The following is a 26,811-nucleotide window of genomic DNA, read 5'->3' as shown; positions in this document are numbered from 1 at the left end:
TCGCTTCCTTATGTTGTTTTGCTGAATTAGTTGGTGAGGTCGAGGCCCATCTGCCAAAAGTCGATTTCCAGGCGGGTGGCATCGCGGAAGATTTTGCTGAGTTCGGCAAAGCGGGCGGGGGTAACGTCGGCAAGGCGGGCATTTAGCCATTCGAGCTCCGCCCGCATGGCGGACTGAAACTCCTCGCTCTCGTACATGCCAATCCAGTCGTCAAAGGGGTTTTGCTCGCCGCGCACCGTGGTGGGCTGGTCGTTAAGCCAGTTGGCGATTTCGCCGTAGCCGACCAGGCAGGGGGCCAGCGCTACGTGCAAATCGAGCAGGTCGCCGCGGCTGCCGGTATCCAGCACATAGCGGGTGTAGGCAAGCGTCGCCCTGGCTTCCGGCAGTTCCGCCAGCTCCGCCTCGCGAATGCCCCACTCGTGGCAAAAGCCCACGTGCAGGCCCAGTTCTACATCCACGATAGCTTTCATGCAGTCATGGGCCTGGCGCAAATCCGCAAGGGTGGGGCTTTTATAGGCAGCCAGCGCATAGGCGCGAGCGAAGTGGATCAGAAACAGGTAGTCCTGCTTTAAATAATGGCGAAACGACGCCTCGGGCAGCGTCGCCGTGCCCAACTGACGCACGAAATCGTGCTCGATATAGGCGCGCCATTCATCGTGACAAGCGTTGGTGAGATCGGTAAAGCAGTAGCCCATGATGCCTCCGGTAGTAATGATCCGGAGGGCAGGCGAGAGGGATCGAGGGAATGGCACTGAGGGCGGCGTGTGATCGTGGGAGAAAGCTAGCCATGGCCATCGCTTGATCCCTACGCCGGTACCCGTGCTGCCAAAAGCAGCCCATTAGCCGGATCAGGTTCAGCGGGACCAGCGCTTGGCAGCAAATATTGCTACGCCCTGCGCCATCTCAGCCGGATATCACCGGCACCCCGTCAAGCTGTTCGTTGGTGGAGTGTAGGAGGCGGGTGGGGGAGATGCAAGGGGAGTCAGCTCAGGGCGATGTGCCGCTGGCTCGGCGGATGCTACCAAAGTTGCAGTACTAATGACCTGCGATGGTGGCAGGAAGCCGCATTCTATGGAAACGAATGAAAAAGCGAATCCAGTAGCAATAGGTTTTCTCAGTACGAAGGCTATAGTGCTTGACTCTGAGGGCAGCCTTCACCCTCTCCATCAGTTTCATAGATTGCACTCATGCGGCTTTTAGCTGATTTTATATACAGCATTATTGAAAATAGCAAATCGCGCAAGCACGCGAATTTTGTCTATACTGAAAGATTTTGCTTTGCTCTCAGGGGAATCAATGGGGTAGAGTCAAAATGGTAGGCTGCAAAACCCCAATGAATGCGCCGTCGCGTTCATTGAGGTTTTGTAGCTGGGTGTAGAATCACTGTTATGCATCAGGAGGGTTTTGGTGCTATCGGAAATTGAAGTAAGGCGTTTGTATATTGATGACGCTGAATGGGAGCGAACCAGCGAAAGCTGGAAAGATCTCAAGCCACATCGTGATTTCAACTGTTTCAGCATTTCGGATGAGTCAATCGAAGATTACTATCTCAGATTAAAAGAGCGATTCAATATACCTAAGCAAGTTTTGGAGCAGTGGCTCTATGGGCTGTACTATGATAGGAACTGTGTAAATAACTATGGTTGGATTGACTTTGATCGTATTGAAATTGAGTTGGAGAGTTTTTCGTTAGATCAGCTTCGATCAGTAAAGGTTATAGAGGATTATCGAGGTTATGTTGAAGAAGGTGCAAGCTACATCGCGTATGAGCAGCTACCTTGCCTCGAAAAAGACAAAGATCATTGGAAGAATCATGGAACCTGGCGAACACCGCCGGTTATTTTGGATGTGAACAGCTTTTCTAATGACCTGATACCCGAATACTCAGATATAGGCTCGGGGATGCAACTAATTGAGGGGCACTCAAGGTTGGGCTACTTGTATGCAATTGCTAACTGCCAGTTGGGGTTGGCAGGTACTCACAAGGCTTATGTTGTTAAATACAAAAATGCATAACAAGCGCATGTTGTCGGACTGGTTTTCCGCTGCGCTCCAAACCAGCCGCAAATGCTGGCGTTATGCAGGGAGAGTGAATGAGATATTTGGCTGCTGACGATAGCGATGTGATTTTTCATCACAACCTGAAGATCTGCAAAGGAATTTTTCAGTCGCCCTCTATGATGCGTGAATTAGATCCTAGCTTGAGTGGTGTCGTGTCTAGGTACGAAGCTGTCCATACAGACCGAGAGAAGGAGACGGTATTTGAGGAGGTCAGAAGGGCTCACTATCCGCATCTTCCCAGTCGAATGGGCGCTCTTTATCTTTTCCCAGATCTTGATACTGCGGTCAAAGCTAATGAGAGATGGTGGGGTGGAAAACGTTCACTCTATGAAGCAATTATTCAAAAAGGTTCTTCCTCGTTCATCGCTGACTCCAAGTGGCTAGACTGTACCGCTCCTGAATTTGAGGAAAGCGCCCATAACTATTTTTCAGGGAAGCGCACGGATGATCCATGTCTCGAGATTATCGTCATGGGAACCATAGAGGTTTCAGAGGCTCCGGTTAATGCATAACCAGTTATTCCAGTTCGTTCCGGCCTTCGGCCTCCACCGGACGCCCTTGTCAGGGCGCCGCTGAATTTTGGCGTTATGCATCCGGAAAAAATTATTCAATAACTCTGGGGATTAAGCTTGTCTAACAAAAAAAGCGTGCAGAACGATTACGATAAGTTATGTTCCCGTGAGGAAGTTATAAAGTGCCCACATATGATGGTGTTACTCGGTTACTTGCATCAGAAACACGACCTTCCTAGGTATGGGTGGCGAAACAATGGACTCCGCTACCACTATACAGATGCTCAAGGTTTGCTTGGTATAATTCAGAATGGTCGTTTGTGGGCTACCGACATTCGTTTCCTTAATGATCCATCAGAAGGATCATTCCTACCCGAACGACTAATTAGCCTCATGGAATCGAAACCTGGCGGAATAAATGATACTGAACGGGAAGTAATTAAAGGGTTACAAGATGCACTTCGAAATCCGAATTCAAATTATTCTAGCTTCTGTACTAGCCTCTCCGCGAACGGAGATCTTCTGAGTCAATGGCGAGGATATGGTAGCTTCGGTAAAGGTTACGCTGTTGGTCTAAGTCTTGAGGGTTTATTACCACATCCCCAAGTTGCTTCATATTACGACGTGATATATGGAGATGATGGTCTCGAAGAACTCGCTTTCGATCTTCTCGATCTGTTTGTATCTTCCGTTAATAAATGGAAAGATTTGATGTTCGATGAATGGGTGTTCACATTGAGCGTTTTAGCGAAATCCTTTAAAGATCCAAGTTATAGTGAAGAGCAAGAAAGCCGTTTAGTATGCTCCTATTCTGGCGATGACAATAATATTTTTCAGAACGAAAAGCCCCTCCGATTTAGGGCAAGAGGTAGTGATTTAATTCCTTATATTCCATTATCTTTAAGTTTGCTTAAGGATGGAGAAGTGCCGAGACTACCCATAAAGCGAATTGTCATTGGCCCTGGAGTTGACTTCGATCGGAATTATATATCAATTAATGAGCTTCTGAAGGCTCATTCTTACGATGACGTAGTTGTGGAAAAATCAAATATTCCTTTTCGGCCATAGAGGTAAGCTGATAAGTTATTTCTTGTAAAGTGAAAAGCACCTGAGAGTATTGGGCATGCACGCTATTTCAGTAGGTCATTATATCAAGATTAATGCCAGCATTCGCTGGATAATGCACAACAATGCCAGGCAGCGCAACCCGTTTTTCGTTGCGCTTCGCGCCACTACAAATGGTTGCCTGCTGGCGGCGTTATGCATCATTATTTAGGGTCGACAGTACGATATGACTAGAGAGGATTTCACTGAAGTTGGGCACACTGGGGGAAAAGTCACTTTCACTATCATTTGTGACTCAGAGGGCCAGGTAAAGCACCAAATCGGCTACTCGCATTCGTCACCGCGCCCCGCAAGTCTTGTTGGCGTCTACGCCCATCCTGATGGTTTTGCATGTGGCAATATAGATATGGGGGGTATTGGTACTCCTTGGAATGCACCCCCATTCCCGAATTGTATTGCTGTGATGATGGCATCAGATTCGCATGGTAGATTTGGTCATGAATGCCCACGCTGCAGCAAACATTTTCGCTCTGATAATATCCCTGCGAAATTTCTATTAACTTGTCCGTACTGCGGCGTTCGTGCGGAGTCGTATCATTTCCTTACACCTCCTCAAAAGGTATACATATCGCACTATGTAGAGTCATTGTATACAGCCATATATGAAGCAGAAGTAGACACTACCAGGGAGGTAGTGATTGATATGGATGTCTTAGCAGACTCCGTAACGGGGGATCCAAGGCCCGATTTTTACTACACATCTACAGCCCAGCAAACAGAATTCAAATGCTCCGCTTGCAATAGTTACAACGATATTCGTGGAAAATACGGATATTGTTCTTCATGTGGGTGGAGAAATTCGGCCGAACAGCAACGTGTTGCCCTTGAGCAAATCAGATCAAAATTAAAGAGCGGTGATGTATCTGCTTCTGTCGCGGTTAAGCAGGTAGTTTCAGAATTTGATGCAGCAGCACGAGACTATGTAAATCAGCTAATTTCTCACGTACCGATGAAAGAATCGAGAGTGAAACAATTAGAAAAAATTTTGTTCCACAATATTGATAATTTTGAAGAGTTATTGAGCAAGTTTTTTGATATCAGTCTACTTAAAGGCATGGCAGCGGATCGCAGCTTCGTGAACAAAATGTTTTGCCGTCGTCACGTCTATGAACATGATGGGGGAGTTGCAACCACACGATACGTTGAAAAAAGCGGGGACACTGACATTGTGGAAGGTGATCTCATCCGCGAAACAGTGAACAACGCTCATAAACTTATAGGATGCCTCAATCGTATGATTGCAACTTTCGAAACCGACTTTCAGGAAATGTTTCCTCCTGAGGAATTCTGCATTGAAGTTGAGAAAGAGCGTAGAGAGAGAATTGGACAGAGAAATGCATAACAAGACGCTGTTGCCGGACAATTTTTTCACCGCTTCGCGCGGTTCCAAAATTGCCGCAAAGCTCTGCGTTAATTCGTGCAAGAGGTTTAGTGTGGATGTTGAAATAAGTAATGAAAAAGTCGGCGATGAGTTGAAGATACATCAGATTACTGAGCGGGCGTTTTTAAGCGCTCCTCATACTGATCATACTGAGCATTTCATTGTTGATGCACTTCGCTGTGCGGGAGCGTTGACGATCTCTCAGGTGGCTAAGTCTGATGAAGAAATTATTGGTCATGTTGCAATTTCCCCGGTAACTCTTTCAGGTGGTGCAACCGGCTGGTTTGGGCTTGGACCAATATCTGTTCTTCCTGAATATCAACGGCTCGGTATTGGATCTAAGCTAATGCGAAGCTCCCTTGCTGCCCTTGAGGCAATGGGTACCTCTGGCTGCGTAGTACTCGGTGATCCTGGCTATTATGGTCGCTTCGGATTTACGGTTGTAGATGGGCTGGTCTTTCCCGGTGTGCCCCCTGAGTATTTTCAGGCTCTATCATTTTCCGGTGGCTTTCCAAGAGGGGAAGTGTTGTACCATCAGGCATTCTCAGCCAAGGGTTAACAAGGCAAAGCACAGCGGCATTATGCGCTACTGATGAGGCAAAATGGATAGCGCCATAGTACGGTCTACATCGCTAGTCAATCAGGCGGCAGTGTTCAATCACGTCAATCAACTCCATCCAACGGTTGGGGTCGATGAGACTTGCTTCTCCCTTGAGTCGGAAAAACGTGTCTACAGGACACCCGTTCGAATTTACGCGAATGGGTGTCCCGCGAAAGTTGTTGAAGGGCGGCGATGCTGTCCTCTTGATGTGCGATCCTGTCCATGATGCAGTTTCCGTCGCCCTTGCCGAATCGTCATCGATGGTAGCCAACAGCCAGGCATGGCCAGCGCCAGATCAACGTTACATTTCCCATCTACGGCAACGGTCCCCGATGCAGCGACCCGGGCGTATGCCTTCGCGGCGGTCACGGGCCTTGCAGGTCAAGGGATAAGGACGACCCGGCCCAGAATGGAATTTTCCTCGGCATAGGCATGGGCCGCCGCGGCCTCGCAAAGCGAAAACCGTCGATCGATGGGAACCTCCAGCTCACCGGTAGCTGCCAGGCGCAACATGTCGTCGACCGTCCTGTGGACTTCGGGTTTTTCGAGCTGGCTGCCCATGAATACCCCTAGAAGCGTCTGGTTGGCCTGCAAGGCGGGCCAGAGGTCCAGGTCCAGCGACGCGCGCCCTGCATTGCCGACGAAGACCAGACGGCCCTCGGGCCGGAGTGCGGCAAGCGATCCTGCGAGCGTGGACCCGACAGGGTCGACGACCAGATCCACGCCGCGGTCGTCGGTCAGTCGCATGACGGCCGCGGTGACATCCTCTGAGCGGTGGTCGATCGCGGCGTCCAGCCCATAAGCCCGCAGTCGCGCAGCGCGATCCGCGCCCGAGACGGTTGCCAATACCTTCGAGCCGGCGCGATGTGCCAGTTGGATCGCCGCGACCCCGACGCTGCCCGCTCCGCCTTGCACGAGCAGGGTCTCGCCGTCGACCAGGTTGCCACGCGCGAACAGGCTGTGATGGGCGGCTCCAAACGAGATGGGCAGGGCAGCCGCAGCCGCCATCTGCAACCCGTCCGGCACGATCCATGTTCGCGTGGCCTTCACAGCGCGCAATTCGGCATGGGACCCGCCCATGTTGAATGACGTCACCTTTTGCCCGATGAAGCGGTCGCGAACCTTCGCGCCAACCTCGACGATCTCGCCCGAGGCCGCATAGCCAGGAACGTGGCCTGCCACCTGAGGCGTCGCCGTCGCCCGATTGATGAGATCGCCCCCCTCAATCGAGATTGCTTCCACCCGGAGGAGTACTCCATCCTCGGGACAAACCGGAGCCTCGACTTCTATGTAGCTCAGGACCTCCGGTCCGCCTGGAACCTCATAATAGGCAGCCTTCATGTTCTTTCCTTCCATCGAGGGAATAGTGGGATAGCCATCTAAACCTGCGCGTAGCCCCCGTCAACGAACACCTCGCTCCCTGTCATAAAGCTGCTGTCGTCGGACGCCAGGAACGCCACCGCGCCTGCGGTTTCCTTGGGATCGCCCAGACGCTCAAGCGGTACGGTCCGGTTCATCTCGCTCAGAGCTTCGGATGGGAGCAGTTCCATCAGCTTGTCTGTTTGGGTCGGCCCGGGAGACATGACGTTCACGCGAATGCCGGTGCCCCTGAGATCATGGGCCCAACTGCGCGCCAGATTGCGGACGGCCGCCTTGGAGGCGCTGTAGATGCTCATGGCCGGGGTGCCCATGCTGCCCACCGTGGACCCGGTGAGGATGATGGAGCCGCCGTGCTTCATCAGGGGCAGCGCCTTCTGGACGGTGAAGAGGGTGCCTTTGACGTTGATGTCGAAGATGTAGTCGTAGTGCGCTTCGGTGATTTGTCCCAGGCTGGCGAATTCGCCGACGCCCGCGTTGGCCACCAGGACGTCCAGATGGACTTTCTCTTCCTGGATCGTTTCGAAGACGCGGTCGAGATCCTCCGGCTTTGTCACATCCGCCTGGATGCTCCGGGCGTTGGATCCCAGTGCCTCAACCGCGTTGTCGAGGGCGTCCTGGCGCCGCCCGGTAATGAAGACGAAGGCGCCTTCTTCGATAAGGCGTTGGGCCGAGGCCAGGCCGATGCCGCTGGCGCCGCCTGTGATTAGTGCGATTTTACCGTTTAGCCGACTCATGGTTGGGTCTCCGTGTGTGTTGACTTGATTCGCCTTCACGATATATAAACCGCTTACAAATGTTCAAGTATGCACCTTTTGGTAAGTACCCGTTATGGCGAAAGAAAACTCAGAAATCCCGCGTTTCATTTGCGGCCTGCATGCGACGCTGCAAGTGATCTCCGGGAAATGGAAACCGTTGATTCTGTTCTTTTTAAACAAGGGCCCGACGCGTTACGGCGAGCTCAGGCGAAGCGTCCGGGGCGTGAGCGACAAAATGTTGATCCAGCAGCTAAAAGAGCTCGAGTCCGACGGCATCGTCCAGCGAACGGACTATGGGGAGATCCCGCTGCGCGTCGACTACTCGCTGACGCCCTTCGGCGCGAGTCTGGTGCGGGCTATGGAGCCGCTTTGCGGCTGGGGCGAAGAGCACGAAGAGGACATTGCCGCGGCGATGGACCGCCGGAAAACCAGCCGGTAGAAAGCGAAGTGGGAGGGCGGCTGATGGACAGGCAAACCATCATGCCATCCGGCGAGTCCTCCGGGTAAATCCGCACGTTCAGTGTTCTGGTTCGTGGCGCCGTTGGTCCTGATGGTGCAAAGTATCAGGGAGTCGGCATTCGGTATCGGATGCCAGAACAAAACAACGGGTGAACGGACCCATAACCAGGCGGTCAATCGGACACCATATCCCTTGCGGGGTTCCCTACGCCCCGCTTCAGTGCCGGTTACTGCTAGCGCTAGTCCGCTTGTAGCGTTGCTAAGGAATTTGATGATTCAGGTATCTAAATTGCGCCTGAGTGCGGCACTGTGGGCAGTAGGTATGCTTGGCGTTGTCGTATTGACGCTAACCGTGATTCCGCAACTCTTGCATGGGGCACAAACGCCAGTGCCGCAAAGTGTCGCTGTCACCGCGAGCCTGATACAGAGCGGGCTCTTCCTTGCGTTGGCCGCTTGGTTAGGCGCGGCGCTCTCAAGGTCGGTCGGCCTCAGGGCACCTGTGACAGAGGCGGTACTATCCGGCTCAAGTGTCTGGAGGGCCGCAAAGCCTCAGCTACTACCTGGCGCACTTATAGGCCTCGTTGCGGGTGCTGTACTGCTAATTGCAGGGCAGGCCGCGCCACTCGAGGTGCAGAGCGCTGCCCCGGCCTTCAACATCCCTGTTTCGGCTCGGCTGCTCTACGGTGGCATCACGGAAGAAATCTTGATGCGCTGGGGGCTGATGACTCTGATCGTCTGGTTGGAATGGCGGCTCTTCCAGCGACGCAATGGTGCGCCAGCCCCTCGCTATGTGGTGGCTGCAATCCTCGTAGCAGCCTTGCTTTTTGGCGTCGGCCATCTCCCCGCTGCAACGGCCATGGGGATCAATCTTACCCCCTCCGTTGTCACCTACGTGCTAGTCAGCAATACCATTCCGGGCGTGTTGTTCGGCTTCTCGTACTGGCGCTGGGGCTTGGAGTCTGCCTTTCTCGCACACGCTACTGCTCATGTGGTCGTTATTGTCGCAGGTGCAACGTAGTACCGCGGTCTAACAGTTTGTTCAAGAAGAAGCCGCTTAGTGGCTCGTCTTAACTCAAGCGCCTCTACCTTCCAGGTAGAGGCGCTTTTTTTGCAACAAAAACTTACCCGTCGTAACTGGATTATCCTTGTTATCGAACAGTGTTCTGTCTATGTTTGATATGTGTGAATCAAACGACTGTCACATTGAGTGAATCAAGGCAGGATCGCCTTTCAATACATGACGATTCATAGAATCTTTCATAGCAAGTCGTCACAAGGAGAAGACACGTGAAACTCAGAACCCTACTTACCGCCTCGTTTGCCTCTACCGCTCTGCTCGCCGCGGCACCGTCGGCATTCGCCGCGCCCAATGCTGATGGACTCTATCTGGGTATCGGTACCGGTTTCAGCTCGCTGAAGAATGACGACGACGATGTCGATAATTTCATCTCCAATGGCGCTGAAGACTTTGATCTGGATGATGACGAAGACAACGTCTTCAAAGGTTTCGTCGGCTACGAAATCAATCCTTACTTCGCCACCGAAATCTTCTATGCTGATCTGGGTCGTACGCGCCTGAAGGGTAATAGTGACGCCAATACCGATTTGGAATCCGACGCCTACGGGGCGAGTCTGGTCGGCCAATTGCCCATCACCTCTTGGTTTACCGCCTTCGCCAAGGCCGGTGTGGCCAAGTGGGAAACCGACATCGACGGTAACCTTGGTGGTGCTAGCGTTGATCTTGAAGACCAGGACGGTACCGATCCGGTCTATGGTGTCGGCGCGCAGTTCAACTTCGACCCCTTCCTGGTGCGTACCGAATACGAGCGCTACGACTTCGACAGCGACTACAAGATCGACACCTTTACCGCGTCAGCCGGTTTCCGCTTCTAACCGTCAATCTGTTTTGCCATGTACGATATCAGCGCCGGGGCTTGCCCCGGCGCTGTCGTTTTATCTCACGCAACTCTCCCATACTTCCAATCGGTACGCTGCCAGCGCGTTAAAGCGCAGGGCTAGCTCAGGTTCATAACCATTATCGGCCGCGTTACGATGCAACTTTTACTGATCGTGCTGTTATGAATGCCAACGTATCTGGCAAATTGTCGTTGGCACATACAGTAAACGAGGGAGCGCTTATGAACCTTCTATTCATCTGCAGCGAAAACAGGCTACGCAGTCCGACGGCGGAAAGTGTCTTTTCCGCTTATCCCGGTATCCAGGCAATCGGCGCTGGCACAGGGGTACATGCCCAAACGCCTGTGTCCCGAGACTTGATTGAGTGGGCCGATATTGTTCTGGTGATGGAAAAGCACCACCAGGATGAGGTCGCAAGGATGTACAAGGACGCGTTGAAGGAGAAGCCGCTAGTCTGCTTGGATATTCCCGATCAGTATGAGTTCATGCAGCCTGAACTCATCAAATTGCTCAAGGAAAGGGTGCCAGCGTATGTGCGATTATCTTCCGTCGAAACATAGCTGGGGCTAGGCTGGGCGTGGCGACAATTACCTTGGCACCGAAGATACATGAATACAATTTATAGAAAGTATACCCACCAAGACGCCCAAGCGTTGGTCCCGCTAATGGCGCAGCTTGGCTATGATCACTCTGAAGAATCACTTTCAGCCAATATAAGCGCCTTGCGAGAGCAGGGTGGGGAAGTGTTTGTCGCAGAGGTGGCTGGCAACGTTCTCGGCTGTGTGTCTGCTATTATTGATGTGCGCTTGGCGGAGGGCGTCAAAGGCGAGATAGTTAGCCTGGTGGTCAGCGAAGACGCCAGAGGCCAGGGGCTTGGCAAGGGCCTGGTTCTCGAAGCGGAAAAATGGCTGTCTGGAAAGGTCAGTGTTATCCGAGTGCGCGCCAATGCGCTGAGAGAACAGTCTCACCTCTTCTATGAGTCTCTGGGCTACAGCAAGGATAAGACCCAGGCTGTTCTCTTAAAAAAGGCTTAGCATCAGGCGCCGCTGCGGACACGTTCACCAAGCGCGGCACGTAGCGCCGTTACCTCCACGCTTACGGCGTCAGTGCAGCGACGCTATCGCTTGAACTCAATGCTTTTCCAGACCAGCCCAATCAGCACGATCGCCAATATGGCGAACAGCACCGTGGCGCCCGTCGAACCCAACACCTGCAGGGTCAGGCCTGACACGACCAGCCAGAGCGTTGGGATGATGGCGGCGATCCAGAGGGCGAAACCCCGCAGCATGATGAGCAACAGGCCAAGCGTGGTCACCGCCGTGGGGTCGGCGTGTAGGCCGAACACTTCCGCCTGGTACCAGGAATCGCCGCTGAGCGGCGCTATCAGCGGCATGACGATCAGGCCGAAGAGGGCGATGGCGGTGCCCAGAATGACGGGCGGGCTTGTGCTACGCGGGGCTTTATCCATTCCCCACCCTGTTAGCGCCATCACTACCAGCAGCACGGCCTGGGCGATGAAGGCGTTGCCCACATAGCCCCCCGCCCAGTTGAGCGCTGCATAGCGCTGAAAGAAAAACGCCACGGCGACAAAGGCCCAGAGCGGAGCGGGTAGCAGGCAGGCGAGTCGCGGGCGGTGCCTCAGCGCCAGTGTAAGGGCCGCGGCGCCGAGCCCGAGGGTCAGCAGGTGCAGCGGCCAGAAGGTTTCGCCCATGCGCTCCAGCAGGCGGAAGTAAACCTCCGCGGTGAAGGGAATAAAGTCCTGTAGCCGGTAACTTGTCCAGGCGTTCATAGCGACTCGATATAATCAGCCATCCGCTGCCGGGCATCGGCCGAGGGCATAGGAGAGTGGCCGGCGCGCATGTTCTCGCGCATATGCTCGACCTGGGTGGTAGCGGGTATCGCGCAGGTGATCGCCGGGTGGCTGACGATAAACTTGAGCAGAAAGTCCGCCCAGGTGGTGCAACCGCACTCCTCGTTGGCCCACTCGGGCAGTGGCGCGTCACGGCGCTTAAGGTGCTTGATCAGGCTGCCGCCATCATAAGGGCGATTGGCGATCACCCCGATGCCCCGCTCTTGTGCCAGGGGCAGTAGCCGGTTTTCAACTTCGCGGTGGGTGATGTTGTAGGTGAGCTGCACGAAGTCGATGTCCTCTGACGTCATGATCTGCTCGATCTCGCGGTGGCGCCGCCCGTGGGAGGTGGTGATGCCCACATGGCGGATAACGCCTTCGGTTTTCATCTCCTGCAGCGCGGCCAGGTGGTCGCGCCAGTCGGTCAGGTTATGTACCTGCACCAGATCGAAGTGATCCACCGTCCAGCGGTCTTTCAGCTCCGCCACCTGCTCGCGGGCTGAACCACCGGCGGGGCTCCAGACCTTCTCTGCGGAGAACAGGCTCTCGGGCGTGCCGAGTTGTTGCAGGGCATAGCCCATCACATCCGGCGCCGAGCCGTACATGGGCGAAGAGTCGATCAGGCCGCCGCCATGTTCGAAAAAGGCCTTCACCACCTCGGTGCGCGCATCGAGCAGCTCAGGGTCGTTGCCAACGTTGAAGGTACGCCAGGTGCCCATGCCGATCACGGGCAGTTGTTTGTCCGTGCCCGCAAAGGTCTTGTAGCGCATCCCGCCGGTGTTGGCAAAAAGCGATGTGGTGGGAAGCGTCATGGCGGCGAACGTGGCGCCGATGAGCGCAAGGCTTTGTCGGCGGGTGATGCGATGTTTAATGCGAGGATTCATAGCGGACGCTCCTTCCGATGTTTTTGAATCGGCAGGGTGGAGGCCAACAACAGCACAAAGCAGGTCAGCACAAATACCTTGTTCACAAACCAGTTGGTACGCCAGATCGACCATTCGGGGTCGGCGAGAAAACGCACGAACAGGGTGCCGATGATGAGGATTTCAAGGACGGACATGCCCACCGCCAATGCACGCGTATAGCGAGGCTGTTTGAGCAGCGCCCACCCAAGCCAGACGTGCGCCAGGGGCCATAGATCCCAATAGATATACCGCGCCCAAGGCTCCCCGTAGGCCAGCGCATAGCCAACGGGGAACAGGTATTTGATAAACAGCGTCCACGCCGCGAGGATAAACAGCAGGTGGGCGAGGAAGCGTGTCCAGGCATTGGGTGGGGCAGGCAGTGACATGGCATCGCTCCAGTGCTGGGCCGTTGACGGCCTGGCCTTACACCATCTGCAAGGACTGCTTGCGCATTGGCGGAGGAAAGGCGGCGTCGATCTGTGCCAGGTCATCGGTGTCGAGGCTGACGCTATCGGCATCAACGTTCTGTTTGAGGTGATTCAGGTTAACGGCTTTGGGAATAGCGATCACCTCGGGATGGCGCAGTGACCAGGCGAGGGCGATTTGCGCAGTCGTGGCGCTGTGCTTGTCGGCGATGCGTTGCAGGGTGGCGTCATGCAGTAGCGCGCCGCCTTGCCCGATCGGGCAGTAGGCCATGAGTGGCATATTTTGCTGTGCTTGCCAGGGCAGCAGGTCGTACTCAATGCCCCGCGCGTCGGGGTTATAGAGCACCTGATTGGTGGCGCAGGCGGGCGCGTCGAGCTCTGCCAAGTCGTCAGTGTCGAAGTTGGACACGCCCCAGCGCAGAATCTTGCCCTGCTCGCGCAGCCGTTCGAACGCTGCCACTGTTTCGCTCAGCGGGTACTGGCCACGCCAGTGCAGCAGGTAGAGATCGATAGTGTCGGTGCCCAATCGGCGCAGGCTGCGCTCGCAGGCGGCTTGAACCCCCTGGGTGCTGGCGTTGTGCGGGTAAACCTTGCTGACCAGATACACCTCATCGCGCCGACCGCGGATGGCTTGGCCAACGATCTCTTCAGCGCCGCCCTCAGCATACATCTCGGCGGTATCGATCAGCGTCATGCCCAGGTCGATACCCTCCTGCAGCGCCCTGACCTCAGCACTTTGCTGCCCGGCATCTTCGCCCATATGCCAGGTGCCCTGGCCGATACGGGGAACGCTTACGCCGCCTAGTTTGATCGTTTGCATATCTCTTCCCCGTTTTGGTGTTACTCCGGCTCGTATTTATTAAACGCAGGAACTACCCAGGGAGTATAAGTTACCAGAAGACTGGGAACCCGCTAACCCATAGGCGCTAAGCGCCTATGGGTTGCAAATATCTGGTCCCACCTCGGGTGTCATTGATTCGAAGCTGGGAGAGTTACCGCTTACCGTTCGCTCGGTAGTCGCCCGAAAACCCCAGGCGACCCTTGGCAACGTGGTACTCATATCAGAGTGCGTTGCGCAATATCTCACTTTTCAAAGATCAGCGCGTCCGGGTTGGCGCCCAGCTCTTTCAAGGCTGCCATGATGCTCTCGTTGAACGGATCCGGGCCGCACACGTAGAAGGCCTGGCTCGTATCCTTGATATGCGATGTCAGGAAGGCCTTGTCGATGACGCCATCGGTGAAGATATGGTCGCCGGACGGCTTTTCGTCGGTGATGACGTTGATGAACTGGTCTCCCAGCATCGTCTCGAATTCTTCCTTGAGAATGATGTCGCGTTCTGACTTGTTGGAGAAGATCAGCTGGTTGTTGCCGATCTCGCCCTTGCGGTGCAGGTCGCGCAGAATGGCGATAAACGGCGTTACCCCCGCACCGCCTGCCAGGAATACACCCTCGTCCTTGTATTCGATGGTGCCCCAGGGCTCGCCAACGATCAGCGAGTCCCCCTCCTTGAGCTGGCCGATCTGCTGGGTAACGCCCTCGTGGTCCGGATAGATCTTGATGACGAATTCCAGCCACGGATCCGACACCAGTGAAGAGAACGTGAACGGCCGTTTCTCGTCGGTCCACCCTTCACGATTGACGGCGACCTCGGTCGCCTGGCCAGGCGTAAAGGTGTATCCCTCAGGCTTGGCAAGCCGTATCTGTTTGACATCATGAGTGAGATTGCGGATTTCCTGGATTTCGAGTGTATGGTCCATACTTCGCCTTATGCCTCTCATCGTTAGGTTGCAATACGTCATGTTGGCCGCGGGAGCGTCGGGTTGCAAAGCCGGGCATTAAACGCAAGGAGACACCATGGATAATGCAGTGTATTGGTACGCGGTGGCGTCAGTGCTGCTTTTTTTGAAGATGTTCGCGATTGCCGTGTATCAAGGGTTTCATCGCATCACCAAGATGACTTTCAAGACCCCTGAAGACGCCGCCTTTGTAGGCAGAGACGCTGCGAAAGAGGAATTGCCCCAGGTACAAAGGGCCGCTCGTGCCTGGTCAAATGACGTGGAAAATATCCCCATCTTTCTGGCGCTCGGGGTTGCTTACGTGTGGGTGGGCGCCGCGCCAGGTTTGGCGGCCTGGCTCTTTTTGACGTTTACCGGCGCCCGTTACGTACACACCTTGTGCCTGCTGGCGGGGCTCCAGCCCTGGCGAACCTTGGCGTATTTCGTCGGCGTGGGGTGCATGTTTGTAATGTGTGGCCTGATTATGTCGGCACTTCATTAAAACGACCCAACATTGAGCACGCTCGCTTTTCCAGCGCGCTGTTGTAACCGGTAAGCGTTAGGCAATATGCCTCAGGCAGGCTCGGGCGCTGCTCTGACCCCTCGCAAGTAGCTGACGTCAGCCCGTGGCGGCGCGCCAAACATGCGGCTATATTCGCGGCTGAACTGGGAGGGGCTTTCATAGCCAACCCGGTAGCTGGCGGTGGCTGCTTCCAGCCCTTCGGCCAGCATGAGTCGTCGGGCTTCGTGGAGGCGCAGCTTCTTCTGGTACTGCAGGGGCGACATACGTGTGACCTGACGGAAGCTGTGATAAAGCGTCGATTCGCTCATGTTGGCGGCCGATGCCAGCTCACCAATCTTGAGCGGTTGTGTATAGCGTTCTTTAAGGGCGTAGATGACCCGTGCAATCCGGTTGGCCTGGGAATCGGAAGCGGCAAATCGGCGCATGTGCGGCCCCATGGCGCCCATGAGTGCCCGGTAGATCAGCTCCCGACGGGCCAGCGGTGAAAGCACTTTGATGTCTTCCGGGGAGTCGAGCAGGCTCAGCAAACGATAGAGTGCGCCCTGCATACGTGCATCCATGGGGGCCGATTTTAATCCGCAGTCCGTCTCGGGGCAGATCGTATCATTTCCCGCGAGCGGCGCTGTGTCACCCAGTTCCAGTATCAGTCCTGCTACCTCCTGAGGATTCACCGAGACTTTCACCGCCAGAAAGGGGGTTTCCGGGGTCGCATGGTCAATCCTGCCGACCACTGGCAGGTGAACGGCGCTGCCCATGTAGCTGGGCCCGGTGTAGACAATCTCTTTGTCACCCAACAGCACCGTCTTGCTGCCCTGGATGACAAAGCACAGGCACGGGTCGTAGACGGCACAATGGAAGGTGGTGGGTGAGTCAGCGCGTACCAGTTGCACTTCGGCAATCGCCGTATCCTGAAGCTCCTCCAGGGGCGTCCAGCGCCGGGCGATTCTGCTCAGCTGATGCAGCGTGTCCGTAGAATGGCTAGCTTGCATGGGCAAGGTATCGTTCAATGGGGCTCCTCCCTAACAGCTTGCAGTATATGCCTTCGTTTCGTGAATCGTGTGCTTTTGCCGCGTTTCTGCAGGATCAGGCAAGCACTGCGCAGAAAACGACAACCCATGCTGTGTGTCACACAACGGTCATTATCCTCAAAACCCTAGCAACAGGCTTATACAAATACCCCACCCGATGAAGCCTTTAACGCTTCACGACAGAATCAGGCAATCTTCTCGCAGGAACCCGATACCCTCCGCGTCTCCGCACGGCCTATGTTAGAGAGCATCTGGCAGGTGCTAAGTCATTAGCTCGATCCTGCCAGCGCGCCCAGCCCACCTTTATTACAAAAATCACTGTCGATTCTGACGCGAGTCAACCGACTGGATAAAAGCTGACCGTCAACGCGGTGCCAAATAGATCACCAACGCTGCTATCGGTTTCCGATAGCCATTGGAGCAAGTCATCATGAGAAGTCTGAGACAAGGTGCCCGGATGGCAAGTAGCCGGGCGATGGTTCTGTGCCTGCTGGCCATCGTGTTGCTGACCGGCTGTGAGGCCAAGAGTGAGGAAGCAGCTATACAGCAGCCCCCGCCACCCCCAGAGGTGGACGTAGTGGAGATAGAGGCTCGGCCGGTGGTGTTAACTGAGTCGTTTACCGGCCGCGTGGAAGCGCCGGAAACGGTTGAGTTAAGGCCCCGGGTCAGCGGCTATATCCAGGAAGTGGCGTTCGAGGAGGGCGAACTGGTGGAGCAGGGGGAGTTGCTGTTCCAGATCGACCCGCGACCTTACCGGGCGCGAGTCGGCGCAGCCCAGGCTGAGCTTGCCCAGGCCAGGAGCCAGAGCGCCCAGGCCGCTAGTGAAGCCGAGCGTGCTCGGGTATTGCTGGGGCGCCGGGCCATTTCCCAGGAAATACATGACCAGCGCCAGTCAGCCCTGAACAATGCCCGCGCCATGGTGGATGCCGCCGAAGCCGCCCTGGAGACCGCCGAGCTTGACCTGGCGTATACCCGTATCACCGCACCCGTCAGCGGTCGCGCCGGTCGCGCGATGGTGACACGCGGCAATCTGGCCAATGCGGATCAAAGCCTGCTGACCACTGTCGTCAGCATTGACCCAGTCCATGTCTACTTCGAAGCGGACGAACAGGCCGCCTTCGCCAGCCACGCGCTGATGGTCGATGGCGAGAGCAGCCTGAAGATCGAGCTGGGGGGCGACCAGCAACGCCAATACACGGGCACGCTGGACTTTATCGACAACCGTTTGAATCCTGATACAGGCACCCTGCAGTTCCGGGCGCTGCTGGCCAATGCGGATGGCCGCATCCGGCCGGGAGAGTTTGCCCGGGTCGAAATGCCGGTTGCCCACCTGGAGCAGGCGCTGGTGGTGGATCGCAAGGCGATTCTGACCGACCAGGATCGGCGCTACGTGTACGTCGTCGATGGTGACAATCGGGCAGAACGTCGCCAGGTGGCCACCGGCCGGCAGATGGGCGAACAGATGGTGATTACCGAGGGGCTCAGCCCCGGTGACCGGGTGATCGTCAATGGGGTGCAAAAAGTGTTCTTCCCCGGCATGCAGGTGAGCCCGCAAAGCGTCGCTGCCGACGTCCCTATTTCCGCTGACCAGCCCGCTCTTGCGGCCAGGGAGGAGTAGACCGTCATGAATTTCTCCCGTTTCTTCGTCGACCGGCCGATCTTTGCGGCGGTGCTGTCGATTATTATCCTGGCGATCGGGCTGATCTCCATTCCCAACCTGCCGATCAGCGAATACCCGGATGTCGTGCCGCCCTCGGTGGTGGTGCGCACGGTTTACCCGGGTGCCAACCCGAAAGAGATTGCCGAAACCGTGGCGACGCCGCTGGAGGAAGCCATCAACGGCGTCGAGGACTTGATGTACTTCAAGTCCGTCGCGGGGTCGGATGGCGTTCTGCAGATGACCGTCACCTTCCGCCCGGGTACCGATGCCGAGGAGGCCGCCGTGCGGGTGCAGAACCGCGTCAGCCAGGCCGAGGCGCGGCTGCCGGAAGCGGTGCGTCGCCAGGGCGTGACTACCCAGAAGCAGTCGCCTACGTTTCTGATGGTTGTTCACCTCACCTCGCCTGGAGGCGAATACGACACTCTTTATTTGCGCAACTACGTACGGCTGCATGTCAGGGACCGCCTTGCCAGGCTCGAAGGGGTAGGCGACGCCCAGATTTTCGGCGGTGGAGACTACGCCATGCGCGCCTGGCTGGACCCGGATCGCGTCGCTGCGCGTGATTTGACCGCCAGCGACGTGGTGGCCGCCATGCGGGAGCAGAATGTCCAGGTCTCCGCCGGGCAACTGGGCGCCGAGCCCATTGAAGAGAGCGATTTCCTGACCCTGATCAATGCCCGCGGGCGGTTGGAAACGGTGGAAGAGTTTGGCGATATCGTCCTCAAACGTGGTGACAATGGCGATATCTTGAGGCTCTCTGATGTGGCACGGCTGGAGATGGGGGCCAGTGATTATACCCTTCGCTCGCAATTGGATGGCAATGAGGCGGTGGCCATCGGTATTTTCCAGGCGCCGGGCGCCAATGCGCTGGCGATTCGCGAGCAGGTGGTGGCCACCATGGATGAACTGTCTGAACAGTTCCCAGAAGGCGTTGAGTATGAGGCGGTCTATGACACCACCATCTTCGTCAGCGATTCGATCAAGGCCGTGGTGAAAACCCTGCTGGAAGCGGTGCTGCTGGTCGTGCTGGTGGTCACTCTGTTCCTGCAAACCTGGCGTGCCTCGATTATCCCGCTGCTGGCAGTGCCGGTATCGGTGATTGGCACCTTTGGGGCGCTCCACCTGCTGGGGTACTCCATCAACACCTTGACCCTGTTCGGTCTGGTGCTGGCCATTGGCATTGTGGTGGACGACGCCATCGTGGTGGTGGAGAACGTGGAGCGAAACATCGGTGAGGGGCTCAATCCCCAGGCCGCGGCGCACCAGGCCATGAAAGAAGTTTCTGGCCCGATCATCGCGATCGGCTTGGTACTCTGCGCGGTTTTTATCCCCATGGCGTTTCTTTCCGGGGTGACCGGTCAGTTTTACCGTCAGTTTGCGGTGACGATTGCCATCTCTACGGTGATCTCCACGATTAATTCGCTGACCCTCTCGCCCGCTCTGGCGGCGATGCTGCTCAAACCCCATGACGCGCCCAAGGATCGCCTTACCCGTATCATTGACGGGCTGTTCGGCTGGCTCTTCCGGCCTTTCAACCGCTTCTTTAATGCCAGCGCCAACAAGTACCAGGGCGGCGTGTCGCGCTCCCTAAAGCGTCGGGGCGCGGTATTTGTGGTTTACGCGCTGTTGCTTGCGGGAACGGGCGTTATGTTCAAGGCGGTGCCGCCCGGTTTTATCCCGGTGCAGGACAAGCTGTACCTGATTGCCGGCGTTATCCTGCCGGAAGGCGCTTCCCTGGAGCGAACCGACCAGATGCTCCAGGACGTGGTGGATATCGCCATGGAGGCCGAAGGGGTCGAGCACGCGATTGCCTTTCCCGGCCTGAACGCGCTGCAGTTCACCAATACCTCTAATACGGGGGTGGTGTTTCTCACCCTCAGTCCCTTTGGCGAACGCAGCCTGACCGCCGCGGAGATAAACGCCAGGATCAATCAGGGCATCGGCGGGCTGAAGGAGGGCTTTGCGTTTGCCTTTATGCCACCGCCGATTCTGGGGCTCGGCAATGGCTCGGGCTATCAGATGTTCATCGAGGATCGCGGCAATCTTGGCTACGGGGCGTTGCAGGAGGCAGTCAACCAGGTCCAGGGCGCCATCGCTCAGACGCCGGGAATGACCTTCCCGATCAGCAGCTACCAGTCCAACGTGCCGCAGTTGGATGCCGAGGTGGACCGGCTCAAGGCCAAAGCCCAGGGCGTGCCGCTAACCGAGCTGTTCGATACCCTGCAGACCTATCTTGGCTCGACGTACGTCAATGACTTCAACCGCTTTGGCCGTACCTGGCAGGTGATCGCCCAGGCGGATGCCCCTTACCGGGCCAGCGTGGAAGATATCGCCCGCCTGCGCACCCGTAACGATCAGGGAGAAATGGTGCCGATCGGCACCATGGTCAACATCACCCAAACCTTCGGCCCCGACCCGGTATTACGCTACAACGGCTACCCGGCGGCGGACTTGGCCGGGGAGGCGGATCCTCGAGTACTTTCTTCTGCCCAGGCCATGGAGGCGATCAATGCGCTGGCGTTGGACGTGCTGCCGCCGGGTATGGCGTTCGAGTGGACTGACTTGAGCTACCAGCAGTCCACCCAGGGTAATGCAGCGCTGGTGGTCTTCCCGCTGTCGATCCTGCTGGTCTTTCTGGTGCTGGCGGCCCTCTATGAAAGCTGGACGCTGCCCTTGGCGGTGATCCTGATTGTGCCCATGTGCATGCTGTCGGCGCTGATTGGCGTCTGGTTTGGCGGTGGTGACAACAATATCTTCGTGCAGGTGGGGCTGGTGGTGCTGATCGGTCTGGCGTGCAAGAACGCCATCCTGATCGTGGAGTTCGCCCGGGAGCTGGAGCTGCAGGGCAGAAGTATCGTGGACGCCGCCCTGGAAGCCTGCCGCCTACGGCTACGCCCCATCATCATGACCTCCATTACCTTCACTGCCGCCGTGCTGCCGCTGGTGATTGCCACCGGCGCCGGTGCCGAGGTTCGGACGGCGCTGGGCACGGCGGTGTTTGCGGGCATGATCGGGGTGACCCTGTTTGGGCTATTCCTCTCCCCGGTGTTCTACGTGGCGCTGCGCAAGCTCTCGGGTAATCGGCCGCTGGTCAGCCATCACAGCGCCACCTTGGAGGGCACACCTCACCCTGCCAGCCATCCCCAGAGCTGATGATAAAGGGGAATACCCATCAGCACATTGAAGGGGAAGGTGAGTCCTAACGATGCCAGCATGGCAAGGCCAATGTTGGCGTCTGGAATCGCGGCGCGAATGGCAACGGGGGCGGCAATGTAGGAGGCGCTGGCGGTAAGGCTCGCCAGAATGACCGCTGAGCCGGCGGGCAGCCCAAGCCAGTACGCCATCATCAAACCCAAACAGGAGAGCGCAACGGGCGCAGCCAGGGCAAAGATGATCAAGCGGCTGTGCCCCCAGCGCAGGCTGCGTAGCGTCTCTGCCGCGACCAGGCCCATTTCCAGCAGGAACAGTGCCAGAATGCCCTGGAAGGCGTTGGTGTAAAGGCTGGTCACCGACTCGCCGGCATTCGGTCCGTATAGCCAGCCGATCAAAACGCCGCCCACCAGCAGGATGACGCCGCGATTGGTCAGCGTCTCGTGCCATAGGCCCGACACCGTAGTGGTTGAGCCTTGTTGGCTAAAGCGACGATAGAGCAAAATTCCGAGCATAATCGCCGGTAGTTCCAGCAGCACCAGATAAAGCGTTACCTGCCCGCCGGTCATCAGGCTGTGTGCTTCGGTATACGCCAGGGCGACGGCGAAGGTACCGGCGCTAACCGAACCGTAGTGGGCAGCAAGACTGGCGCTGTCTGCCAGAGAGAGCCGCACCAGGTAGCGAACAACGGGGAAGATGATCAGCGGGATTAAAATGCCCAGCAGGGTAACCCCGGCAAGCTCGATTAACAGAGCCGTATTCAGGCTCCCGTGCAGGGCCATGCCGCCCTTAAGGCCAATGGTCAGCATCAGCAGCAGGCTTAAGATGTCATAAGCGGCTTTGGGAATGCTGAGATCGGAGCGCAACACACCGGCGACAACACCTAATACAAAGAACATGACCACAATATCCGGCACGGTTACTCTCCTTGAAAAGCTGGGTTGGATGGGCTGGGCGACTACTTTAGCGATCTCAGTAGATTGATGAAAACAAATAAAGTTTATATAGTCATAGATGATTATCTATGGTGTAAGCGATGAAAGTACGACAACTGACCTTCCGTCTGCTGCAGGTTTATGCCGACGTGGTTCGCACAGGCTCGATTACCGCCACCGCCAATCGGCTTCATCTGACCCAGCCGACGGTATCTCAGCAGTTGAAACGGCTGCGGGAGATTGTCGGCGAACCCATCGTGCGCCAGGAAGATAGCCGCGTAGTCCCCACCGAGGTTGGCCAGGCGCTCTATCAACTAAGTCAGGACTTGCTTAGCCGCGCCGATGTGTTCAGCCAGTATCTGGACGAATACAACCGGGGCGGCCGTGGTCATTTTAGTATTGGTTTAGTGAACACTGCCCAATACGTGCTGCCGCGGCTGTTGGGGCCCTTCGGTCAGGCCAATCCCCAGGTAGATGTCACGGTGGAGATCGGCAACCGTCAGCAGATGCTCAATCGTTTTGAGCGCCACGAAGACGATCTCTACGTATTTAGCCACCCGCCTTCGGACGACGCCGTGATGGCCGCGCCTTTTCTGAGCAATCCGCTGGTGGTGGTAGGGCCCGAAAATAATCGCTGGGCGAATATCAACGACCTCACCATGGAGGCCTTGAAAGAAGAGCGTTTCCTGCTGCGTGAACCGGGCTCGGCGACACGGCATACGTTTGATGCCTGGTTATACAGCGCGGGTATTGAGCTTCACTCTACCCAGCAGATCGCCAGCAACGAGGCGATCCGGCTGGCGGTGGCCTCCGGGATGGGGCTGGCGGTGCTGTCGCGCCATGTTGTTGCGGATTCGCCCAAGGGCGTTCAAGAGCTGCCCTTGCAGGGTTTTCCGCTAAAAAGCCGCTGGCACTTCGTGGTGCGTCGAGAGCGCCGTCTACCGCCCGCCGCCTATCGTTTCTTGAGTTTTGTACAGGGAGTGCTGGCGCTCGAGTTCAATGAAACCGAAGGAGAGCTTGCCGTGGCTGAGCTGCTACGAACCCTGGACACCGAGAGACGGTAGCTTACTTAATCCTCGTTTGAGGCGTCGCGAGCTGCCTGCAACAACCCAATGACGTCGTCATCGCTGGTCTGGGTAAAGTCCCGGTAGTGCTCGCCTACGGCGTTGAAGGGCTCGGGGGTTGCCAGGCAAATCACATCGACGACATCGTCAGCCAGTTCATCCAGTGTCGATGCCGGGGCGACGGGCACGGCCAGGGTGACAGTGGCGGCACCAGCCTGCTGAAGTGCCCTGATGGCGGCCTTGGCCGTGCCGCCGGTGGCGATACCGTCATCTATCAGTAGTACTCGGCGTCCGCTCACATTCACCGGCGCTCGGTCGCCTCTGTAAGCTTGGCGACGGCGGGTAATCTCGCGCTTTTGTCGTTGTATTTCCTCTTCAATATAGCGCTCGGGTACCTGCAGCATCTCCACCGTTTTCGGGTTCATTACCACCTGCGACGGGTCGCCATCCACTACCGCACCGATACCGAACTCGGCATGCCCCGGCGCGCCCAGCTTGCGTACCACCAGGATGTCCAGCGGTAGCCGAAGATTTATGGCCACTTCATAGGCCACGGGCACACCGCCGCGTGGCAGGGAGAGAACGACGTCGTAGTGTTGGCCGGCTAGTGCCTTGGCGAGTTGACGTCCTGCGTCATGTCGATTCTCGAAGCGCTCTTGATGGTTAAACATGAGGAGCTCCTGAAGACCTATCGGTGGACACCCGCCACGCTCTTGACGGGGGTGGGTGTCATCCCACGATGGATTAACGCTCCTTAGACTATAGTAAGAGGCAGTGGCTTATCCAAGCCTAGTCGGTTCTTCATTGACCACCATTGCGGTAACCCTTGTGAAGGAGGCGTCATGCTGCTCAAAGGATCATGCCACTGTCAGGCAGTGACGTTCAGCGTCAAGTCACACCATCCCTATCCGTTTAACCGCTGTTACTGTTCGATATGCCGCAAAACGGCGGGCGGAGGTGGTTATGCGATCAACCTGGGTGCTGATAGCAGTACCTTGAGGGTCAGCGGTGAAGAGCACATCACCATCTACCGAGCCGTGATCGACGGCGAGGAAAGCACCGGCGAGCGGCACTTTTGCCAGCATTGCGCCAGTGCCCTTTGGGTTTACGATCCCGAATGGCCAGAGCTCATTCACCCTTTCGCTTCGGCACTCGATACGCCGTTGCCTTCGCCGCCAAAGAAAACGCACATGATGCTGGGTAGCAAGGCGGAGTGGGTCGAAGTCAACGCGCCGATTCAGGACAAGTGCTTTTATGCCTACCCGGACGAGAGTCTGGCCGAATGGCATCAACGCCTCGGGCTGGAGCAGTAATACAGGCAAATAGAGACTAACGAGCGTGTGCCCGCCGGTACAACCACCACGCATCTATCCCGAACGAATAGGCTAAAGACAGCAGGGCGCTTAACGCCAGCATCCCCGCAACGCCGGAGGAGGTCAGCGGCGTCAACGCCAGCAGAAGCGCCGCTACCTGCCAGACGCATACGGTTTTGCGGCGCATACTGGCAAACAGCGGTTTGGCCAGCCAGGTGAACCGCCAGCCCGCGGCCACAAACAGGTAGCGCATGCCGCCAATCAGCAACACCCAGCCGCCCAACGACTCAAACCACAAGCCTACGCAGAGCAGCATGATCAGCAGGGCATCCAGCTCCATATCAAAGCGCGCGCCAAACGATGAAGCGCTTTGCGTGCGGCGTGCCACCCAGCCGTCAACCCCGTCCAGCAACAAAGCGAGTATGGCAATGGCAAGCCAGAGCCATATGGCGGCCATGAACGCCTGGTTGGCCAGTGCGCCCGCCACCAGCGCGACCAGCACTGCCCGGACCAGTGTCACCCGGTTCGCCCAGCCCAGCAGGCCATGAGGCCAGTAAGTCGTCACTAACCCACCGATTAGCGCATAACAGGAAATGGCAACGCCCCAGTTAAGCGGTCCGGATAACAAACCAGGCAACAACCACCCTGAAAGAACCAGTGCGATGCCGCCCAGGAAGACTTCCATGGCCGTTTGCCATCGCTTGTTGGCCGGAACGGTTGGTGTATTGGTAAACAAGTACATGGCACTCCCGCCATTGCGATCACCGCATCGATAAAATAATTCGATGCAAATATTTTTATATGTACCATTCTTGTAGAAGAAGGTAGGGTTGTCTAGTCTGCAATATCGAATATCCGTTTGTTTAACGCTACGCTAAAAGGGTACTGCCAGTGAACACAATTCGACGCCAGCTCGGTCTAACTGGTCCGGCATTGTACATTGGCATACCCCAGGAAAAGCGAGCGGCACAAGGAAGGAGTGCTGATGAGCAACAGCAATAACGCGACGGCGTTCTGGGTGACCCACCCAGGCCGTGGTGAACTCAGGCATGAATCATTGCCAGCGGCGGGTGAGGATGACGTTCTTGTACGTACCCTCTATAGCGGGATCAGCCGTGGTACCGAATCGCTGGTATTCAATGCCCGCGTGCCGGAAAGCGAGTTTGCCCGCATGCGAGCCCCTTTCCAGGCGGGTGACTTTCCCGTGCCGGTTAAATACGGTTACGCTAATGTTGGCCATGTGCTGCAGGGACCGCCCAAGTTACTGAACCAGCGCGTGTTTTGTCTGTATCCCCATCAAGACTACTTCGTGGTACCCGCGTCGGCGGTGCTACCGCTTCCTGATGACTTGCCGTCCGAGCGTGCCGTGCTGGCCGCCAACATGGAAACCGCGATTAACGGTGTCTGGGATGCCGAGCCTGTGCTGGGCGAGCGCATCAGCGTGATCGGTGCCGGGGTGGTGGGCGCACTGGTGGCCTATCTATGTGCCCGGATACCCGGCGTCGAGGTGCAGTTGATCGATATCAATCCCGACCGCGAACCGCTGGCGACAAAGCTGGGCGTGCCGTTCAGCCTGCCTGACGAGGCCAGTGCCGAACAGGACTGCGTGATTCACGCCAGCGGCCACGCAGACGGCTTGCGCCAAGCGCTAAGCCTGGTCGGCAACGAGGGGCGCATCGTCGAAATGAGCTGGTTCGGCGAGGGTGAGGTGTCAGTCCCCCTTGGCGGCGCTTTCCATTCCCAACGGCTTACCCTGCGCGCCAGCCAGGTGGGTCAGTTGCCGCCTCGCTTGCTGCCACGCTGGGATTATCAGCGGCGGCTCCGCCTGGCACTGAAACTGCTGGTAGACGATTGCCTGGATGCCCTGATCAGCGGGGAGAGTGACTTTACCCACATGCCCGACCTGGCTCCAGAGTTGTTGTCATCCAGCAGTACCGAACTGTGTCACCGGTTGCGCTATTCCCACTAACGCTAATACGAAATACGACAGGA

The 26,811-nt window shown here is 56.7% G+C and carries 30 protein-coding genes and 1 riboswitch; of the genes, 17 read left to right on the top strand and 13 right to left on the bottom strand.

Annotated features, from left to right (window positions below; translation table 11 throughout):
* Positions 1 to 26: 26 nt before the first annotated feature.
* Both tenA and IT895_RS13520 read right to left on the bottom strand, forming a co-directional pair.
* On the bottom strand, positions 27 to 695 hold the full coding sequence (gene tenA / locus IT895_RS13525) for a thiaminase II (protein ID WP_199283755.1): 669 nt from the start codon (positions 693 to 695) through the stop codon (positions 27 to 29).
* A gap of 90 nt (positions 696 to 785) precedes the next feature.
* Positions 786 to 938, bottom strand: a riboswitch (TPP riboswitch).
* A 97-nt stretch (positions 939 to 1,035) separates the two neighbouring features.
* Entirely contained in the window at positions 1,036 to 1,167 is a 132-nt protein-coding gene (locus IT895_RS13520) for a phage integrase N-terminal SAM-like domain-containing protein (RefSeq protein ID WP_233337431.1), read from the bottom strand.
* 240 nt (positions 1,168 to 1,407) lie between these two features.
* On the opposite strand from IT895_RS13520, the gene IT895_RS13515 reads away from it, so the two are divergent.
* From IT895_RS13515 to IT895_RS13490, 6 genes are all read left to right on the top strand, one after another.
* Entirely contained in the window at positions 1,408 to 2,016 is a 609-nt protein-coding gene (locus IT895_RS13515; protein WP_199283753.1) for a hypothetical protein, read from the top strand.
* 77 nt (positions 2,017 to 2,093) lie between these two features.
* Positions 2,094 to 2,573, top strand: a complete 480-nt coding sequence (locus IT895_RS13510) for a hypothetical protein (RefSeq protein WP_199283752.1) — start codon at positions 2,094 to 2,096, stop codon at positions 2,571 to 2,573.
* A gap of 192 nt (positions 2,574 to 2,765) precedes the next feature.
* The gene (locus IT895_RS13505; protein ID WP_199283751.1) at positions 2,766 to 3,641 is read left to right on the top strand and encodes a DUF2971 domain-containing protein; all 876 of its coding nucleotides are present in this window, start codon (positions 2,766 to 2,768) and stop codon (positions 3,639 to 3,641) included.
* 55 nt (positions 3,642 to 3,696) lie between these two features.
* Complete coding sequence (locus tag IT895_RS13500) at positions 3,697 to 3,849, top strand: hypothetical protein (protein WP_199283750.1); 153 nt, start codon at positions 3,697 to 3,699, stop codon at positions 3,847 to 3,849.
* Positions 3,850 to 4,332: 483 nt separating this feature from the next.
* Complete coding sequence (locus IT895_RS13495; RefSeq protein ID WP_199283749.1) at positions 4,333 to 5,040, top strand: hypothetical protein; 708 nt, start codon at positions 4,333 to 4,335, stop codon at positions 5,038 to 5,040.
* Positions 5,033 to 5,638 (top strand): GNAT family N-acetyltransferase, encoded by a 606-nt coding sequence (locus IT895_RS13490; RefSeq protein ID WP_199283748.1) that lies wholly within the window; start codon positions 5,033 to 5,035, stop codon positions 5,636 to 5,638. The genes IT895_RS13495 and IT895_RS13490 overlap by 8 nt, the downstream gene beginning before the upstream one ends.
* A 423-nt stretch (positions 5,639 to 6,061) precedes the next feature.
* Here IT895_RS13490 and IT895_RS13485 read toward each other — a convergent pair whose 3' ends face one another.
* Together IT895_RS13485 and IT895_RS13480 are read right to left on the bottom strand one after the other, a co-directional pair.
* Complete coding sequence (locus IT895_RS13485; protein WP_199283747.1) at positions 6,062 to 7,021, bottom strand: quinone oxidoreductase family protein; 960 nt, start codon at positions 7,019 to 7,021, stop codon at positions 6,062 to 6,064.
* A 38-nt stretch (positions 7,022 to 7,059) separates the two neighbouring features.
* Positions 7,060 to 7,794 carry an SDR family NAD(P)-dependent oxidoreductase gene (locus IT895_RS13480; RefSeq protein WP_199283746.1) on the bottom strand — a complete coding sequence of 245 codons (735 nt, stop codon included), beginning with the start codon at positions 7,792 to 7,794 and terminating at the stop codon, positions 7,060 to 7,062.
* 94 nt (positions 7,795 to 7,888) lie between these two features.
* Here IT895_RS13480 and IT895_RS13475 point away from each other — a divergent pair, with 94 nt between their 5' ends.
* The 5 genes from IT895_RS13475 to IT895_RS13455 all read left to right on the top strand — a co-directional run bounded on the left by IT895_RS13475 (position 7,889) and on the right by IT895_RS13455 (position 11,225).
* A complete protein-coding gene (locus IT895_RS13475) occupies positions 7,889 to 8,254 on the top strand; it encodes a winged helix-turn-helix transcriptional regulator (RefSeq protein WP_199283745.1) in 366 nt (121 codons plus the stop codon).
* A gap of 291 nt (positions 8,255 to 8,545) precedes the next feature.
* The gene (locus IT895_RS13470) at positions 8,546 to 9,292 is read left to right on the top strand and encodes a CPBP family intramembrane glutamic endopeptidase (RefSeq protein ID WP_199283744.1); all 747 of its coding nucleotides are present in this window, start codon (positions 8,546 to 8,548) and stop codon (positions 9,290 to 9,292) included.
* Between the two features lie 269 nt (positions 9,293 to 9,561).
* The gene (locus IT895_RS13465) at positions 9,562 to 10,167 is read left to right on the top strand and encodes a porin family protein (protein WP_199283743.1); all 606 of its coding nucleotides are present in this window, start codon (positions 9,562 to 9,564) and stop codon (positions 10,165 to 10,167) included.
* Positions 10,168 to 10,412: 245 nt separating this feature from the next.
* Positions 10,413 to 10,751, top strand: a complete 339-nt coding sequence (locus tag IT895_RS13460) for a low molecular weight protein tyrosine phosphatase family protein (RefSeq protein ID WP_233337249.1) — start codon at positions 10,413 to 10,415, stop codon at positions 10,749 to 10,751.
* Positions 10,752 to 10,799: 48 nt separating this feature from the next.
* Positions 10,800 to 11,225: a GNAT family N-acetyltransferase gene (locus IT895_RS13455; RefSeq protein ID WP_199283741.1), complete on the top strand. Its 426-nt coding sequence runs from the start codon at positions 10,800 to 10,802 to the stop codon at positions 11,223 to 11,225.
* A gap of 83 nt (positions 11,226 to 11,308) precedes the next feature.
* On the opposite strand, the gene IT895_RS13450 is transcribed toward IT895_RS13455, so the two are convergent.
* The 5 genes from IT895_RS13450 to IT895_RS13430 form a co-directional block, all read right to left on the bottom strand.
* Positions 11,309 to 11,980 (bottom strand): MFS transporter permease, encoded by a 672-nt coding sequence (locus tag IT895_RS13450; protein WP_199283740.1) that lies wholly within the window; start codon positions 11,978 to 11,980, stop codon positions 11,309 to 11,311.
* Positions 11,977 to 12,924, bottom strand: coding sequence for an aldo/keto reductase (locus IT895_RS13445; protein WP_199283739.1), 948 nt, complete (start codon positions 12,922 to 12,924; stop codon positions 11,977 to 11,979). The genes IT895_RS13450 and IT895_RS13445 overlap by 4 nt, the downstream gene beginning before the upstream one ends.
* A complete protein-coding gene (locus IT895_RS13440; RefSeq protein WP_199283738.1) occupies positions 12,921 to 13,331 on the bottom strand; it encodes a hypothetical protein in 411 nt (136 codons plus the stop codon). The genes IT895_RS13445 and IT895_RS13440 overlap by 4 nt, the downstream gene beginning before the upstream one ends.
* Positions 13,332 to 13,368: 37 nt before the next feature.
* Complete coding sequence (locus tag IT895_RS13435) at positions 13,369 to 14,190, bottom strand: aldo/keto reductase (RefSeq protein ID WP_199283737.1); 822 nt, start codon at positions 14,188 to 14,190, stop codon at positions 13,369 to 13,371.
* 263 nt (positions 14,191 to 14,453) lie between these two features.
* Positions 14,454 to 15,128: an FAD-binding oxidoreductase gene (locus IT895_RS13430; protein WP_199283736.1), complete on the bottom strand. Its 675-nt coding sequence runs from the start codon at positions 15,126 to 15,128 to the stop codon at positions 14,454 to 14,456.
* Positions 15,129 to 15,225: 97 nt separating this feature from the next.
* Between IT895_RS13430 and IT895_RS13425 the strand changes: the two genes are divergently transcribed.
* On the top strand, positions 15,226 to 15,648 hold the full coding sequence (locus tag IT895_RS13425; RefSeq protein ID WP_085918836.1) for an MAPEG family protein: 423 nt from the start codon (positions 15,226 to 15,228) through the stop codon (positions 15,646 to 15,648).
* A 71-nt stretch (positions 15,649 to 15,719) separates the two neighbouring features.
* Here IT895_RS13425 and IT895_RS13420 read toward each other — a convergent pair whose 3' ends face one another.
* A complete protein-coding gene (locus tag IT895_RS13420; RefSeq protein ID WP_233337248.1) occupies positions 15,720 to 16,676 on the bottom strand; it encodes an AraC family transcriptional regulator in 957 nt (318 codons plus the stop codon).
* A 451-nt stretch (positions 16,677 to 17,127) separates the two neighbouring features.
* On the opposite strand from IT895_RS13420, the gene IT895_RS13415 reads away from it, so the two are divergent.
* Both IT895_RS13415 and IT895_RS13410 read left to right on the top strand, forming a co-directional pair.
* A complete protein-coding gene (locus tag IT895_RS13415) occupies positions 17,128 to 18,315 on the top strand; it encodes an efflux RND transporter periplasmic adaptor subunit (protein WP_199283735.1) in 1,188 nt (395 codons plus the stop codon).
* Between the two features lie 6 nt (positions 18,316 to 18,321).
* Entirely contained in the window at positions 18,322 to 21,510 is a 3,189-nt protein-coding gene (locus tag IT895_RS13410; RefSeq protein WP_199283734.1) for an efflux RND transporter permease subunit, read from the top strand.
* Here IT895_RS13410 and IT895_RS13405 read toward each other — a convergent pair.
* On the bottom strand, positions 21,483 to 22,424 hold the full coding sequence (locus IT895_RS13405; protein WP_085918840.1) for a sodium-dependent bicarbonate transport family permease: 942 nt from the start codon (positions 22,422 to 22,424) through the stop codon (positions 21,483 to 21,485). The two genes, IT895_RS13410 and IT895_RS13405, sit on opposite strands and share 28 nt — an antisense overlap.
* A 119-nt stretch (positions 22,425 to 22,543) precedes the next feature.
* Here IT895_RS13405 and IT895_RS13400 point away from each other — a divergent pair, with 119 nt between their 5' ends.
* Complete coding sequence (locus IT895_RS13400) at positions 22,544 to 23,506, top strand: LysR family transcriptional regulator (RefSeq protein WP_085918841.1); 963 nt, start codon at positions 22,544 to 22,546, stop codon at positions 23,504 to 23,506.
* 5 nt (positions 23,507 to 23,511) lie between these two features.
* On the opposite strand, the gene IT895_RS13395 is transcribed toward IT895_RS13400, so the two are convergent.
* On the bottom strand, positions 23,512 to 24,177 hold the full coding sequence (locus tag IT895_RS13395) for a phosphoribosyltransferase (protein WP_085918842.1): 666 nt from the start codon (positions 24,175 to 24,177) through the stop codon (positions 23,512 to 23,514).
* Between the two features lie 171 nt (positions 24,178 to 24,348).
* Here IT895_RS13395 and IT895_RS13390 point away from each other — a divergent pair, with 171 nt between their 5' ends.
* Entirely contained in the window at positions 24,349 to 24,819 is a 471-nt protein-coding gene (locus tag IT895_RS13390; RefSeq protein WP_085918843.1) for a GFA family protein, read from the top strand.
* A 16-nt stretch (positions 24,820 to 24,835) separates the two neighbouring features.
* Here IT895_RS13390 and IT895_RS13385 read toward each other — a convergent pair whose 3' ends face one another.
* Entirely contained in the window at positions 24,836 to 25,561 is a 726-nt protein-coding gene (locus IT895_RS13385; RefSeq protein WP_085918844.1) for a CDP-alcohol phosphatidyltransferase family protein, read from the bottom strand.
* Between the two features lie 243 nt (positions 25,562 to 25,804).
* Here IT895_RS13385 and IT895_RS13380 point away from each other — a divergent pair, with 243 nt between their 5' ends.
* Entirely contained in the window at positions 25,805 to 26,788 is a 984-nt protein-coding gene (locus IT895_RS13380; RefSeq protein WP_085918845.1) for a zinc-dependent alcohol dehydrogenase, read from the top strand.
* Positions 26,789 to 26,811 lie beyond the last annotated feature (23 nt).

Origin of the sequence: Halomonas sp. A40-4 (genome assembly GCF_015767635.1) — a bacterium.
GTDB lineage: Bacteria > Pseudomonadota > Gammaproteobacteria > Pseudomonadales > Halomonadaceae > Vreelandella > Vreelandella janggokensis.
Note: the sequence above shows the minus strand (reverse complement) of the source record. Positions and strands in the feature narration are given on the sequence as shown.